Here is a 13,294-nt window from a genome sequence, read left to right on the forward strand (position 1 = left end):
AATGAACTTGATTTCCGGCCGGATCTGAACTCTTTGAAAGTTATCTCAGGCGCGGCTGGGAAAGTGAGGCGAACCTGGTAAGCCGTTACCGAGGAGAGCCACGTGACCCGTTCAGACACCCTCGCCAGGGTCGCCGTCGCTTATCACGGCGGCCGCGGCCACACCGCACGGCTCGCCGAAGCGGTACTGGCCGGTCTGTCGGCCGTCGAGCAGGTCGAAGTGGCGATGATCGAGGTGGACCGGATCGCGATGCCGGACTGGCACGCACTCGACGACGCGGACGCGATCGTGTTCGGCGCGCCGACCTACATGGGCACCGCGTCCGCGGCCTTCCACGGTTTCGCCGAGGCCAGCAGCCGCCGCTGGTTCACCGGCCGGTGGGTCGGGAAGCTGGCGGCGGGGTTCACCAACTCCGGCTCCAAGGCAGGCGACAAGTCCAGCACGCTCGGCTACTTCGCGACGCTGGCCGCCCAGCACGGCATGCTGTGGGTCAGCCTCGGACTCCCGCCCGGCTGGAACTCCAGCAAGGGCAGCGAAGACGACCTGAACCGGCTCGGCTTCCACCTCGGCGCCTGCTCGCAGTCCAATGTGGACGAGAAACCGGACGCGATGCGCGGATCCGACCTCGCCACGGCCGAGCACCTCGGCAGGCGCGTCGCGGCCTGCACCCGCCAGTTCGCCGCGGGAAGGCTGGCGCTGCAGTCGTGAGCACCTTGACCGGGACACGCGCGCGTGCCGCGCTCGCGGTGGCCGTGGTCGGGCAGACGCTGGTACTGCTCGACAACACGATCCTCAACATCGCCGCGGACATCCTGTCCGACCCGGTGCGCGGGATCGGGGCCAGTTCGACCGAGCTGGCCTGGTCCATCAGCGCCTACTCCCTGATGTTCGCCGCGCTGACGCTCACCGGTGGCGCGCTCACCGACCGGTTCGGCCCGCAGGCGGTGCTGGTCACCGGCGTTTCCGTGCTGGCGCTGGCCTCGGTCGCCGCGGCACTGGCCACCGCGCCGGTGGCGCTGATCGCCGCGCGGGGCGTGATGGGCGCGGGCGGCGGGCTCGTCACCCCGGCCTCCCTCGCGCTGGCCACGCTGGGCGCGCGGCCGGGGTTCCGCGCGAGGGCGATCGCGATCTGGTCCTCGGCGGGCGGGGTGGCCGTCGCGATCGGGCCCGTGCTGGGCGGTTTCCTGCTGTCCCGGTTCTCGTGGGGCGCGGTGTTCCTCGTGAACGTCCCGATCGCGGCGGTCTGCGCGCTCGGTGCGCTGTTCCTCGTGCCTCGTCTGTCCACTTCGGACCGCCGTCCGCTCGATCCCGGCGGGATGGTGCTGTCCGCGCTCGGCCTCGGCGCGCTCGTGTACGGAATCATCGAGGCGGGCGGTGCGGCGGGTCCTTCGGCACCGGGTGCGGTGTTCCCTGTCCTCGGCGGTGTGCTGGTGCTGGGCGTTTTCACCTGGCACCAGAAGCGGTCCGCCCGCCCGAGCTTCGACGTCACGCTGTTCACCCGCCGCCGCTTCGCCGGTGGCACGCTCGGGCTGCTGCTCGCGTTCGCCGGTCTCGCCGGTCAGCTGTTCTACTGCGCGTTCTACCTGCAGGGCGTCCGGCGGCTCAGCGCCGAGCAGGCCGGGTTCGTGATGCTCTCGGCCGCGGTCGGGATCGTGCTGGGCACGCAGCTGTGCACCAGGGTCGTCGCCGCCATCGGGTTGCGCACGACCGTGTTGCTCGGCCTGCTCACCGCGACCGCCACGTTCGCCGTGTACGTGCTCTTCGACGCGACGACCCCGCTGGCGTGGCTGGTCGTCGTGCTGTTCGCGCAGGGCGCGGGCACCGGGCTGGTGTTCGCGCCGGTCACCGCGGAACTCGTGGCGACGCTGCCGCCGGGGCGGACCGGGGCCGGCTCGGCGATCGCCACCCTGACCAGGCCGTTGGGCAGCACCATCGGGGTGGCCGCGCTCGGCACCGTGCTGTCCGCCGGATACCGGACCGCGATCACGCCCGCCACCGCCGGTCTTCCCGCGGAGCTGGCCACCAGGGCCACCGGATCCGCGGAGGGCGCGCGCTCGCTCGGCCGCCCTGACCTCACCGCCGCGGCCGACGACGCCTACCTGCACGCCATGCACGTGACGGCGACGTGGACGGCGGCCGTCTCACTCGTGGGGTGCCTGGTGATCCTCGGCTGCTTCCGGCAGGAGCGGTGAGGCGGTGGAACTCGGGCTCCGGCACCTGCAGGTCGTGGTGGCCGTCGCGGACGCGGGCGGGATCAGCCGTGCCGCCGCCGCGCTCGGCATCGCACAGCCGGGATTGACCGCGCAGCTCAAGCGGATCGAGCAGGATCTCGGGATCGCGTTGTTCCACCGCGGCGCCGACGGCGCGGTCCCGACCGATGTCGGGAGCCAGTTCGTGTGCGGCGCACGGGATGTGCTGGTGCGCTTCGACCAGTTGCTCGCCACCACGCGCTCGCTCGCCTCGGGCACCGGTACCGAGCCGTCCGTCCGGATCGGCGCCACCGGCGGGCACCTGCTCGCCGAGGTCACCGCCGTCGTCGGCGAACTGCTCCCGGCGGGCAACCAGTTCGTCCAGGTCCGCGAAGACGCGGACGAAATCGTGGCTTCACTGCGCGGGCACCGTCTCGACCTCGGCCTGATCACCGAGTACGCCGAACTACCGGTACCCCGTCTCGACGGACTGTCCAAACACGACCTCGGCGCCGAACCGCTTCCGGTCGCGCTGCCCGCGCACCACCACCTCGCCGGGCGGCGCGCGGTGGAACTGCGCGAGCTGGCAGGCGAGGCATGGGTGTTTCCGGCCGAGGAGCCCGACGACCTGCGTTCGAGCGTCCGGCTCGCCTGCGAACGCGCCGGGTTCAGCCCGCTGTTCCGGCACTTCGGCGTGGACACCGAAACGGCGGCCACCCTCATCCGCGCCGGGCAGGCGGTCGGCGTGCTGCCGCGCCGGACCGAGGGCACGGTGCGGGTTTCGCTTTCGAGCGCACCGCTGTGGCGGCGCACTCGGCTCGTCTGGCTCGGCAGGTCCGCGATCGGCACCGCGGTCGCGGAATGCGTCGGCAACGCGGACGGCCGCTGACCGTTCCCCGCCCCGGCTCAGTCGCCGCCGGTCCAGGACAGTCCATTCGCGACAGTGCGGGTGGTGTCCCAGGTACGGCGCCAGTCGCGGCCGATGGTGGTCACGATGATGCGATCGGCGCCAGCGGCGGCATAGGCGGCCAGTGTCTTTTCGACAGCGGGCGGCGTGCCCTCGACCACCAGATCGTCAACCTGCTCCGGCGGCATGCCGTACACCCCGCTCGCCGCCGCCCGGAACGCCTCCAGCGCCGCGGCGTCCTCGGTGTCCCAGATCCTGATCCCCACCGTCACCTCCGGTATGGCGCTCCCCAGCGCCATTTCGCGCAGCTTGGCCGTCGCGGCGGCGAGTTCGTCCGGACTCAGCAAGGACGGCAGCCATCCCGCCGAACGCCGGATCGCGCGCCGCATCGCGACCTCTCCCTGCCCGCCGACCAGGACCTCCGGCGCGGCCGCCGAGGGCGCGAGCGTGACCGAAGGCTCGCCGGGCAGGTCTTCCAGCACGGTCGGCCGCCCGGCGAGCAAGCTCGCCAGGTGGTCGAGCGCCGCGTCGAGGCGACGGCCCTTCACCTCGTCCCGCTTGCCGACGGCGGACCAGAACGAAGCGGTGGGCGGGCCACCGATGCCGACCCCCAGGACGGCACGGTCACCCGACAACCGCTGCAAGGTCGCCAGTTGCGCGGCGAGCAGGGCATCCGGCCGCAGCGCGGGCACCAGCACGCCGACACCGAGCCGGATGCGCGAAGTCGCGCCCGCGAGTACCGCCAGCGCGGTGAGCGGTTCGAGCGCGGGTGCGCCCTCGGCGTTGACGAGATCGGGTATCCACACCGATTCGAACCCGAGATCCTCGGCGTGCCGCGCGGACGCCACGAGTTCACCGCCGTCGGCGATGCCCGGCAGCGCGACACCGAGCCGCGGTGGGGTTGTCATCGCGTGCCCTCCCTTCCTCGAACGAGCCTTAATGTAAAGTACTCCATGTACTTTACACATCGATCGGATCGGCTGCCATGACGTCCACCGAAAAGCCGCGGCGACTTCGCCCGGAGAAGCGGCGCGCGATCGTCGATGCCGCGCGCACGACCTTCGGCAAGCTTGGCTACGTCCGCGCGGGTACCGACGCGATCGCCGCCGAGGCCGGGGTGTCCACCCGCACGCTCTACAACCACTTCCCCACCAAGCTCGACCTCTTCCGCGCGGTGTTCAGCGAGGGGGCCGCGACGGTCGCGGCCGCGTTCACCGAGCGCATCGACGCGCTCCCTCGCGCCGCGGACACGGAGTCCACCGTGCTGGGCATCGCCCGCGCGCTGGTCTCGCACCGCCTCGACTTCCCCGAGCACTTCGCGATGGCCCGCTACGCCGACATCGAGCGCGAGCACTTCCCCGCGGAGACCTTCGACGAATGGCGGACCGCGGGACGGCAGACCGTCACCCGTGCCGTCGCCGCACGGCTCGACCGGCTCGCCACCGACGGGCAGCTCACCGGTGCCGATCCGACCGAAGCGGCGGACCAGCTGATCCTGCTCATCGCGGGCGCGGTCGCGTTCCGGCAACGGCCCGGCGTCGTCCTTCCCGAGCACGAGGCCGAGCGGATCGTGCGCACCGGCGTCCACACGTTCCTTTATGGACACTCGCCGCGCTGACCCGGTCAGGTCCGCCGGTACCTCGCCCGCAGGAACGGCGAGAACTCCGTAGCATCACCGAACTTCGCGTCGACCTCGTGCTCGAACCGGTCGCCGTCGAAGCGGTAGGTGTGCCGCGCCTGGCCCCGACTGGTCGTCTTCGTCATGGTGAGCACGGAACCATCCCACCCGCCGCGCACCGGCCCCTCCGGCGGCCAGCCGACGCTGTCGAAGAAATACCAGAGCGCGTCCCCGGTCACCGGGTCGGCCGTGAAGAAGCCGTGCCCGGAGAACCGCGCGCCGTCCGGGCGTTCCTGCGTGTAGTCCTGCACCACCGCCAGCCCCTCGACCGCGGGCCGGAACACGTTGCGGGACTTCACCGTCGTGGCCTCCGCCCACGGCGAGGCCGCCAGATCCTCTTCGCCGTCCCACTCGCCGACGAACGCGAGGAGCCGCTCGTGCGCGGCACCGGGTCGCACCATTTCCACCGTCGTCCACCCCTTCGCCATTTTGACAGGACCCTGTCAAACTCGGAGTATAGGCGCATGACGTCACGATCACCGGCGGGGGACCTCGTCACCGCGCTCACCGAGGAGGTCTTCGCGGTCAACGGCAGGCTGCTGCGCGCCGGTGACGCGGTGGCCTCCGCGCAGGACCTGACCAGCGCGCGCTGGCAGGTGCTCGGCGTGGTCGCGCACGGCCCGGCCTCGGTGGCCGAGATCGCCAGGCAGCGGGGCCTGCGCAGGCAGAGCGTGCAGTCCACTGTGGACCGACTCCGCGCCGACGGGCACGTCACCGCCGAGCCCAACCCCGCCGACCGGAGAGCGCCGCTGATCCGGCTGACGCCCGCCGGTCGGGAGGTGCTCGTCCGCCTCGGGCCACCGCAGGCGGACTGGGCCAACCGGCTCGCCACGGCGGCGCCTCGCAAGGACATCGAGACCGCGCTTCGCGTCCTGCGGCGGTTGCGCGCCCATCTCGACGAAACCGAGGAAGGTTGATGTCCACTCTGGACGCTGGTCGGCTTCGTGCCGAGTTTCGCGCGCTCGGCCTCGCCGAGGGTGCGGTGGTGATGGCGCACTCGTCACTGTCGGCGTTCGGCCGGGTGGCGGGCGGGGCGAACACCGTCGTGCGAGCCCTGCTGGACTGCGTTGGGGAAACCGGGACGCTGGTGGTGCCGACGTTCACCGGCGACGTCGTCACCGATCCCGGCGCCGGTGACGCCCGCCATGGGGTACCGCTGTTCCACGAGGACATGCCCACCTCGATGGGCGCGATCGCCTCCGCGGTGCTGGCGTGGCCTGGCCGGAAGCGCAGCGGGCACCCGCAGGCCTCGGTCGCCGCGGTCGGCAAAGAGGCCGGGCGGATCACCGCGACGCAGCCGCTCGGCTACGCGGTCGGCACGGGATCGCCCTTCGACGTCCTGCACGCGCTGCGGGCCGACATCCTGCTGCTCGGTGTCGGCCACAACCGCAACACGTTCCTGCACTACGCCGAATCACGGGTGCCGCACCACCGGCGGAAGGTGCGCAGGTTTCCCTACCTGGTCGAAGGCCAGCGGGTCTGGGTCGAGACGGATGACGTCGGCGACGACAACGGCACCCACTTCCCCCGTATCGGCGCGGAGTACGAGGAGACGGGCGCGGTCCGGACGAGGACCATCGGCGAGGCGCGGTGCCGCCTGCTGGCGACCCAGCCGTTCATCGCGTTCGCCGTGCGGCGGCTGGACGCGCTGCTCGCCGATGGCCGACCGTCCCCTTAGGACAGTCGCCTGCTACGCGGCGACGGTTTCCGGTTCGACGGCGGCGCGCTTGGGGAGCACGAGCGCGAGCACCGCGCCGAGTGCCATGCCCGCCGCCGAGACGAGGACGGCGACGAAGGCGCCGTCCTCGACCGGTCCCGGTGCGCGCGCGGTGCCGACCCCGGCGTTGGCGATCGCGATCAGCACCGCTAGCCCGATCGCGTTTCCGATGTTGAGCGTCGTCGACGCCATTCCCGACGCGACGCCCTGTTCACCGGGTGCGACCCCCGCGGCGGCCGCGATCCACATCGCCGTCCACGTGATGCCCTGTCCGATACCGGACACGATCAGGCCGGGCACCAGTGCGCCGAAACCGCGCTCGCCGTCGAACCCGAGCGCGAGCGCCACCGTACCGGCGACGCCGAGCGCGAACCCGCCCGCCAGGGTGGCCCGCGTGCCGAACCCGGTGGTCAGCCGCTCCCCCAGCTGGGTGCCCGCGGCGATCGCGAGTGACGGCACGAGGAACGCCAAACCCGTTCGCAGCGCGGAAAACCCGTGCACCTCCTGCAGGAGGACGGTGAGGAAGTAGGGCAGCGTCCCGAAGGTGGCCATGTAGACGAAGGTGACCGAGATCCCGCCGGTGAGGCTCCGGTTCCGGAACAGCCGCAACGGCATCAGCGGGTCGGCGCTGCGCGATTCGATCATCGCGAACGACACCAGGAACACCACGGCCAGCGCCGCACTGACCACAATGGACGGTGCGGTCCAGCCGATCTCCGGTCCTTGCACGAGGACGAACACCAGCAGGCACGAGCCGCCGGTGGCGGTGAAGGCGCCGGGCAGGTCGAACCGCCGCCGTTCGGTGACGGCTTCGTCGCGCGGGATGACGGCCAGCGCGGCGAGTGCGACGAGCCCCGCGAGCGGCACGTTGACGAAGAACACCGCGGGCCACCCGAACGCCTCGGTGAGCACGCCGCCGAGCAGCGCGCCGACCGTCAGACCGCTGGCACCGGCGCCGCCCCACACAGCCAGCGCCCGGTTCCGCCGCGGTCCTTCCTCGAACAGGGTCGTGATGAGGGACAGCGTCGAAGGCAGCAGCAGCGCGCCGCCGATGCCCTGCACCGCACGCGCGGCGACGATCACCACCGGGTGCCACGCGAGTCCGCCCGCCAGCGACGAAAGCGCGTAGACCGTCAACGCGACGACGAACACGCGGCGACGCCCGAGCAGGTCGGCGGCGCGACCGCCGAAGAGCAGGAACCCGCCCGCGAACACCACGTAGGCCGAGACGACCCACTGCTGGGTCTGCCCGGTGAAGCCCAGTTCGGCGCCGATGTCCGGTAACGCCACGAAGACGATGTTGAGGTCGAGGGAAAAAATGAGCTGTGCCAGCGCGAGGAGCGCGAGGCTCAGCCCGGCGCGCGGACGCGGTGGTGATGACGACATCGAGGGCTCCCGTTCAGCGGAGTACGACTGTACGAGGATTAACGTACAGTCGTACTCAGTCTGGCGTCCAGGGATTGTACGAAAGTGCGCGTCCAATCGGACTGTGGCTAGACTGGGCGCATGGTCACGCGACATCCCGCGACGGCGGAGATCAGGATCGAGGACGTGCTCAGCGCGCTGGGCAACCCGATCCGGCTCAACATCGCGCGCCTGCTGGCGGTCGGCGGCGAGCACGCGTGCGGTCTCGTCGGCACCCGGCTCGACACCGAGGTCACGAAGTCGACGCTCACCCACCACTGGCGCGTGCTGCGGGACTGCGGTGTCATCCGGCAGCGCCCGGCAGGCCGGGAGAACCTGCTTTCACTGCGGCGCAACGATCTCGACGACCGCTACCCCGGCCTGCTCGACTCGATCCTGCGCGGCGCCGACGCCGAAAACCCGGCCGTACCCGCACTGGCCGACACCGAACCCGCCCAACCGTGAACCGAGTTCGACGCCCCACCTTCGGGCCACTTTCTCGGCCCTCGCGGGTATGCGGGCAGGGCTGCGCATGCCCCGAAGGTGACGTTCGGGGCACTGGATTCCCTGAATGCCACCTTCGGGGCATCGCCAGGTGCGACCCCCTGGAGTGGCGCCGGGTTCAGCCGATGGCCACGGCGGTGACCAGGCCGTATTCGACGGTCACGGTGACCCTGGTGCTCAGCCAGAGCTTCGCCTCGGCCTCGTCCTGGCCCGCGATCCTGGTTTCGTAGCCCTCGTGGGCGAGTTCGAGCAGCGCCCGCTTGACCGGCTGTCCGATGACGTCCTCCGGGCGGAAGCCAGGCCTCCTCGGCGGGCCGCCGTCCCGGATTCCCTTGTGTCCCACGCGGGCCAGTGTCCCACGCGGACACCCGGCCGGGCCGTCGCCACCCCCTGCGCGGAAACGGCCCGGCCGGGTAAAAACTTCTTACCGCACCCGCCGGTACCCAGCCACTCCAGGAAACTCAGGAAACGAGGCGGCGGACGGTCCGGATGATCTCCGTGTTCGGTGCGCCCTTGAGGACGAAGTCGGTGATGCCGAGGCCGCGCAGGCTCGCCACGGTCTCCCCGTCGTCGTAGGCGGAGAAAGCCATGATCCTGGTGGCGGGCGAGCATTCCAGGATGCCGCGGGCCGCCGCTTCGCCCCCGCCGCGCGGCATGCGCAGGTCCAGCACGGCCACGTCGGGCGCGTGTTCGCGGGCGAGCGCGATCGCTTCGTCGGCGTCGCAGGCGACCGCGACCACCGCGAGATCGGGTTCCTCCTCCAGCACCGCCATCAGCGCTTCCCTGATCGTGTGGTCGTCGTCGGCGATCAGCACGCCGAACGGGGCGCTCACGGCTGCGGCTCCGGCGTCGCGGGCAGCCAGAACTCGACAGTGGTGCCCTGCCCCGGTGTGCTCGCCACGGTCCACCAGCCTTCGGCCGTCTCCGCCCGTTCCCGCATCTCGATCATGCCGAAATGACCTTGTTTCGTCCACGCGGCGCCGACCTCCATCCCGATCCCGTCGTCGCGCACCCTCGCCAGCACACCTTGGTCCACTGTGGACAGTTCGATCGCGACCGTGCTCGCCTTGGCGTGCTTGCGCACGTTGGCCAGTGCTTCCTGGCAGATCCGGAACACCGTGATCGCGCACTCGCGCGGGGGTTCGCCGATGAGGTCGTTGCGGAAGGCATACGTCAGGTTCCAGTCGGCCACCACGTCGTCGAGGTAGGCGGTGATGGCGTTGCCGAGGCCGAGCTGGTCGAGCGCGGCGGGCCGCAGCTGCGACACCAGGTCGCGCAGCCGCTTCACCGCTTCCCCGACGACGTCGTCGACGGTGCCGATCTCGGCGGCCTGCTCGCGGGACAGCCTGCCCGCGAGCAGTTCGAGCCGCATCCCCACCGAAACCATCGCCTGGATCGCGTCGTCGTGCACGTCCCACGCGATGCGCCTGCGTTCCGCCTCCTGCGCGTCGACGAGGTGGCGCAGCAGCTGGCGCCGTTCGCTCAGCACCCGTTCCGCGTTGCGGCGTTCGGTCATGTCCCTGGTGACCTTGCCGAAACCGCGCAGCCTCCCGTCGTCCCCGAACAGAGCGGTGATCACGACGTTCGCCCAGAACCGCGACCCGTCCTGGCGAACGCGCCAGCCCTCGTCCTCGAGCCTGCCCTCCGCCTCCGCGATGCGCAGCTCGCGGTCCGGCTTGCCCGCGGCGTTGTCCTCGGCAGGGTAGAACACCGAAAAGTGTCGCCCGATGATCTCCGCGGCCGTGTAGCCCTTGATGCGCTGCGCGCCCGCGTTCCAGCTCACGATCACCCCGGTGGGGTCCAGCATGAAGATGCCGTAGTCGAGCACCGCTTCGACGAGCAGCCGGAACTCCGCGTCTTCCGGCGTGGGGTGGTCGCGGTCGAGCTCCATGGTGGTCATGCTGCCGCATCCGGTCCGGTTTCGGCACCGGGCCGGCGGTCCACGTCAACGCTGTTCACCGAAGGGCGGCACGGCCGGATCGTCGTCGGCGGGCGGTTCGGTGTCGAGGTACTCGTCGGCCCTGGTGGGACCGTTGCCCTTCAGCATTCCTTGGAGTTCGGCCTTCATTTCGTCGTCCGCGCGGGGTGCGTGCTGATCGCTCTCGCGTCGCATGCCTGCCTCCTTTCCGTGCGCCACGTCTCGCGGTTTACCCGAGCGGCTCGCGTTCTAATCGCGCACGACTCGGGCAGAATCGGCGTCCGGACACCGTTCCCGATCGAAGGGCTGCCTGGATGACCTCGCTCGACCGAGCCAAAACGCTGCTGGACTCCGCCGTACTCGCCGACGGGCACAACGATCTCCCGTGGGCGTTGCGCCTCAAGGGCGGTCCCGACCCGGTCGCGGCGGTGGGCTCGGCGGATCTCGCCGTGCACCAGCCCGATCTGCACACCGACCTGCCGAAACTGCGGGAGGGCAGGCTGGGCCTGCAGTTCTGGTCGGTGTACGTGCCGTGCGGGTTCACCGGGGACAGCGCGGTCACCGCGGTGCTCGAACAGATCGAGGTGGTGCACCAGCTCGTGGCGCGCTACCCGGACCGGCTCGGCCTCGCGACCTCGGCGGCGGAGGCCGAGACGGTGCTCCGCAGCGGCCGGATCGCCTCGCTGCTCGGCGCCGAGGGCGGGCACTCGATCGCCGAATCCCTCGGCGTGCTGCGCGTGCTGCGCCGCCTCGGGGTCCGATACCTGACCCTGACGCACAACTACAACACCTCGTGGGCCGATTCCGCCACCGACGAACCGACCCACGACGGGCTCACCGAGTTCGGGAAGGAGGTGGTGGCCGAGATGAACCGCATCGGCATGCTCGTGGACCTTTCCCACGTCGCGGCGAGCACCATGCACGCCGCGCTGGACACCACCACCGCGCCGGTGATCTTCAGCCATTCCTCGTGCCGCGCGGTCAACGACCACCCGCGCAACATCCCGGACGACGTGCTGGAGCGGCTGCCGGGGAATGGCGGTGTCGCGATGATGACCTTCGTGCCCGGTTTCATCGCGCCCGCGGTGACCGCGTGGGACGCCGAGCTGAAGGTCGCCATGGCCGCGGGCGGCGAGGACCACCGCGACCTCGGTGCCCGCGCGCGGTTCGCGAAGACCTGGGACGGCCCCGAAAAGCCGAAAGCGACGGTGTCCGACGTCGTCGCGCACATCGAGCACGCGCGCGAGGTCGTCGGCATCGACCACATCGGACTCGGCGGCGACTACGACGGGGTGGCGGAACTGCCGGTCGGGCTGGAAGACGTGTCGGGGTACCCGGCGCTGTTCGCGGCGCTGCTCGACCGCGGCTGGAGCGACGAGGACTGCGCGAAGCTGGCGGGCCGCAACACCCTCCGCGTGCTGCGCGACACCGACGTGACGCGGTGACCGAAAACCGGGAATCATGGGCACCACACCAAGGACCGGGCACGAACACCCGGGGAATCGAGGGGAACCTCTTGTCTGGATGGGAATTCGCGACGCTGCGTGAGCAGGTGGCCGCGTTGCGCTCCAGGACCATCTCCGCGACCGAACTGCTCGACCTGACCATCGAGCGGATCGACAGGTTCGACGACAAGGTCAACGCCGTGGTGGTACGGGATTTCGACCGCGCCCGCGCCGCCGCGGCACTGGCCGACGCCGCGCTCGCGCGCGGTGAGGACGGCCCGCTGCTCGGCGTTCCGGTGGCGGTGAAGGAATCCTTGAACATGGTCGGCCTGCCGACCACCTGGGGTATTCCCGAAGCCGAGGGCTGGGAGCCTGCCGAGGACGCGGCACTGGTGACGCGCACCAAGGCCGCGGGCGCGATCCTCATCGGCAAGACCAACGTGCCGCACACCCTGCGGGATTGGCAGTCCTACAACGACATCTACGGCACCACCGGGAATCCCTGGGACCTGACCCGCTCCCCCGGTGGCTCGTCCGGTGGCTCGTCGGCCGCGCTCGCGGCGGGGTACGTCTCGCTCGCGCTCGGCTCCGACCTCGCCGGTTCGCTGCGGGTGCCGGCGCACTTCTGCGGTATCTACGCCCACAAGCCGTCACTGCCGCTGCTGCCGGACCGCGGCAGCGTGCCGCCGCGAGTACCCGCGCTGCCCGCCCCGCCGGACCTCGCCGTGGTCGGCCCGATGACGCGCAGCGCGGCCGACCTGACGATGGCGACCCTGCTGCTCGCCGGTCCCGACGAGGTGGAATCGGTCGCCTACAAGCTGGACCTGCGGCCGCCGCGCGGCGAGGAGCTGGACGAGTTCCGGGTGCTGGTCATCGACAGCCATCCGCTGCTGCCGACGTCCTCGGTCATCCGCGACGGTTTCGACCGGATCGCACAGGGGCTCGAAAAGGCCGGTGCCACCGTCGCCCGGCACAGCGAGCTGCTGCCCGATCTCATGCTGACGGCGAAGACCTACCTGACGCTGCTGGCGTCGCGGTTCGGCGCGGACATGCCGCCCGAAGTCCACGAAGCGATCCGAGCCTCGCTCGCCGAGGTCACGCCGGGCACCGAGACCGTCGACGTGATGATGCGCCGCGGAGTGGTGGCCAGCCACGGCGAGTGGATCGGCGCGGACCGCGCCCGCATCGGCCTCGCCGCCGCGTGGCGTCGCCTGTTCGCCGAATTCGACGTGGTGCTGTGCCCGATCAGCCCGACCCCGGCCTTCCCTCACGACCATTCGGACATGGGCACCCGCACGATCGAGATCGACGGGACCGCGTACCCGTACGACCACCACGTGCTCTGGCCGAGCGTCGCCACTCTGACCGGGCTGCCCTCGACCGCGGCCCCGATCGGACGTTCGCCGGAGGGCCTGCCCTACGGCATGCAGATCGTCGGCCCGTACCTCGAAGACCGCACCCCGCTGCGGTTCGCCGAGCTGATCGAGCGGGAGTTCGGCGGGTTCACGCCGCCTCCCGGGTTCGCGTGAGCA

General features: G+C 71.1%; 16 protein-coding genes. 9 read left to right on the forward strand and 7 right to left on the reverse strand.

Annotation, left to right across the window (positions count from 1 at the left end):
* Positions 1-102 precede the first annotated feature (102 nt).
* The 3 genes from HUW46_RS43785 to HUW46_RS43795 are packed head-to-tail and all read left to right on the forward strand — an operon-like array spanning position 103 to position 3,078.
* Entirely contained in the window at positions 103-708 is a 606-nt protein-coding gene (locus HUW46_RS43785; protein ID WP_215544522.1) for a flavodoxin family protein, read from the forward strand.
* On the forward strand, positions 705-2,192 hold the full coding sequence (locus HUW46_RS43790) for an MFS transporter (RefSeq protein WP_215544523.1): 1,488 nt from the start codon (positions 705-707) through the stop codon (positions 2,190-2,192). Before HUW46_RS43785 ends, HUW46_RS43790 begins: the two co-directional genes overlap by 4 nt.
* Positions 2,193-2,196: 4 nt before the next feature.
* Positions 2,197-3,078: a LysR family transcriptional regulator gene (locus HUW46_RS43795; protein ID WP_215544524.1), complete on the forward strand. Its 882-nt coding sequence runs from the start codon at positions 2,197-2,199 to the stop codon at positions 3,076-3,078.
* Between the two features lie 17 nt (positions 3,079-3,095).
* Here HUW46_RS43795 and HUW46_RS43800 read toward each other — a convergent pair whose 3' ends face one another.
* Positions 3,096-4,004 (reverse strand): LLM class flavin-dependent oxidoreductase, encoded by a 909-nt coding sequence (locus tag HUW46_RS43800; RefSeq protein WP_215544525.1) that lies wholly within the window; start codon positions 4,002-4,004, stop codon positions 3,096-3,098.
* A gap of 77 nt (positions 4,005-4,081) precedes the next feature.
* Between HUW46_RS43800 and HUW46_RS43805 the strand changes: the two genes are divergently transcribed.
* A complete protein-coding gene (locus HUW46_RS43805; RefSeq protein ID WP_215544526.1) occupies positions 4,082-4,714 on the forward strand; it encodes a TetR/AcrR family transcriptional regulator in 633 nt (210 codons plus the stop codon).
* 5 nt (positions 4,715-4,719) lie between these two features.
* Here the strand turns inward: HUW46_RS43805 and HUW46_RS43810 are convergent, their stop codons facing one another.
* The gene (locus HUW46_RS43810; protein ID WP_215544527.1) at positions 4,720-5,202 is read right to left on the reverse strand and encodes a DUF1579 family protein; all 483 of its coding nucleotides are present in this window, start codon (positions 5,200-5,202) and stop codon (positions 4,720-4,722) included.
* A gap of 36 nt (positions 5,203-5,238) precedes the next feature.
* Between HUW46_RS43810 and HUW46_RS43815 the strand changes: the two genes are divergently transcribed.
* Both HUW46_RS43815 and HUW46_RS43820 read left to right on the forward strand, forming a co-directional pair.
* Positions 5,239-5,691 (forward strand): MarR family winged helix-turn-helix transcriptional regulator, encoded by a 453-nt coding sequence (locus tag HUW46_RS43815; protein ID WP_215544528.1) that lies wholly within the window; start codon positions 5,239-5,241, stop codon positions 5,689-5,691.
* Positions 5,691-6,452 (forward strand): aminoglycoside N(3)-acetyltransferase, encoded by a 762-nt coding sequence (locus HUW46_RS43820; RefSeq protein WP_215544529.1) that lies wholly within the window; start codon positions 5,691-5,693, stop codon positions 6,450-6,452. The genes HUW46_RS43815 and HUW46_RS43820 overlap by 1 nt, the downstream gene beginning before the upstream one ends.
* A 12-nt stretch (positions 6,453-6,464) precedes the next feature.
* Here the strand turns inward: HUW46_RS43820 and HUW46_RS43825 are convergent, their stop codons facing one another.
* Positions 6,465-7,877: an MFS transporter gene (locus tag HUW46_RS43825; RefSeq protein ID WP_215544530.1), complete on the reverse strand. Its 1,413-nt coding sequence runs from the start codon at positions 7,875-7,877 to the stop codon at positions 6,465-6,467.
* Positions 7,878-7,997: 120 nt separating this feature from the next.
* On the opposite strand from HUW46_RS43825, the gene HUW46_RS43830 reads away from it, so the two are divergent.
* A complete protein-coding gene (locus tag HUW46_RS43830; RefSeq protein WP_215544531.1) occupies positions 7,998-8,360 on the forward strand; it encodes an ArsR/SmtB family transcription factor in 363 nt (120 codons plus the stop codon).
* A gap of 157 nt (positions 8,361-8,517) precedes the next feature.
* On the opposite strand, the gene HUW46_RS43835 is transcribed toward HUW46_RS43830, so the two are convergent.
* The 4 genes from HUW46_RS43835 to HUW46_RS43850 form a co-directional block, all read right to left on the reverse strand.
* Positions 8,518-8,742 carry a hypothetical protein gene (locus tag HUW46_RS43835; protein ID WP_215544532.1) on the reverse strand — a complete coding sequence of 75 codons (225 nt, stop codon included), beginning with the start codon at positions 8,740-8,742 and terminating at the stop codon, positions 8,518-8,520.
* Positions 8,743-8,860: 118 nt separating this feature from the next.
* Entirely contained in the window at positions 8,861-9,232 is a 372-nt protein-coding gene (locus HUW46_RS43840; RefSeq protein ID WP_254125548.1) for a response regulator, read from the reverse strand.
* Complete coding sequence (locus HUW46_RS43845; RefSeq protein ID WP_215544533.1) at positions 9,229-10,299, reverse strand: PAS domain-containing sensor histidine kinase; 1,071 nt, start codon at positions 10,297-10,299, stop codon at positions 9,229-9,231. The genes HUW46_RS43840 and HUW46_RS43845 overlap by 4 nt, the downstream gene beginning before the upstream one ends.
* A 45-nt stretch (positions 10,300-10,344) precedes the next feature.
* Positions 10,345-10,512, reverse strand: coding sequence for a hypothetical protein (locus HUW46_RS43850; RefSeq protein ID WP_215544534.1), 168 nt, complete (start codon positions 10,510-10,512; stop codon positions 10,345-10,347).
* Positions 10,513-10,631: 119 nt separating this feature from the next.
* On the opposite strand from HUW46_RS43850, the gene HUW46_RS43855 reads away from it, so the two are divergent.
* Entirely contained in the window at positions 10,632-11,762 is a 1,131-nt protein-coding gene (locus HUW46_RS43855) for a dipeptidase (RefSeq protein WP_215544535.1), read from the forward strand.
* A gap of 71 nt (positions 11,763-11,833) precedes the next feature.
* Positions 11,834-13,291: an amidase gene (locus HUW46_RS43860; protein ID WP_215544536.1), complete on the forward strand. Its 1,458-nt coding sequence runs from the start codon at positions 11,834-11,836 to the stop codon at positions 13,289-13,291.
* Positions 13,292-13,294 lie beyond the last annotated feature (3 nt).

The organism is Amycolatopsis sp. CA-230715 (genome assembly GCF_018736145.1).
Classification (GTDB): Bacteria; Actinomycetota; Actinomycetes; order Mycobacteriales; family Pseudonocardiaceae; genus Amycolatopsis.

What these genes read in the sequence shown, in the direction of transcription:
- HUW46_RS43845 (WP_215544533.1), bottom strand. Translation starts at nt 10,299, where the DNA reads ATGACCACCATGGAGCTCGACCGCGACCACCCCACGCCGGAAGACGCG.
- HUW46_RS43830 (WP_215544531.1), top strand. Translation starts at nt 7,998, where the DNA reads ATGGTCACGCGACATCCCGCGACGGCGGAGATCAGGATCGAGGACGTG.
- HUW46_RS43855 (WP_215544535.1), top strand. Translation starts at nt 10,632, where the DNA reads ATGACCTCGCTCGACCGAGCCAAAACGCTGCTGGACTCCGCCGTACTC.
- HUW46_RS43820 (WP_215544529.1), top strand. Translation starts at nt 5,691, where the DNA reads ATGTCCACTCTGGACGCTGGTCGGCTTCGTGCCGAGTTTCGCGCGCTC.
- HUW46_RS43805 (WP_215544526.1), top strand. Translation starts at nt 4,082, where the DNA reads ATGACGTCCACCGAAAAGCCGCGGCGACTTCGCCCGGAGAAGCGGCGC.
- HUW46_RS43800 (WP_215544525.1), bottom strand. Translation starts at nt 4,004, where the DNA reads ATGACAACCCCACCGCGGCTCGGTGTCGCGCTGCCGGGCATCGCCGAC.
- HUW46_RS43810 (WP_215544527.1), bottom strand. Translation starts at nt 5,202, where the DNA reads ATGGCGAAGGGGTGGACGACGGTGGAAATGGTGCGACCCGGTGCCGCG.
- HUW46_RS43825 (WP_215544530.1), bottom strand. Translation starts at nt 7,877, where the DNA reads ATGTCGTCATCACCACCGCGTCCGCGCGCCGGGCTGAGCCTCGCGCTC.
- HUW46_RS43815 (WP_215544528.1), top strand. Translation starts at nt 5,239, where the DNA reads ATGACGTCACGATCACCGGCGGGGGACCTCGTCACCGCGCTCACCGAG.
- HUW46_RS43850 (WP_215544534.1), bottom strand. Translation starts at nt 10,512, where the DNA reads ATGCGACGCGAGAGCGATCAGCACGCACCCCGCGCGGACGACGAAATG.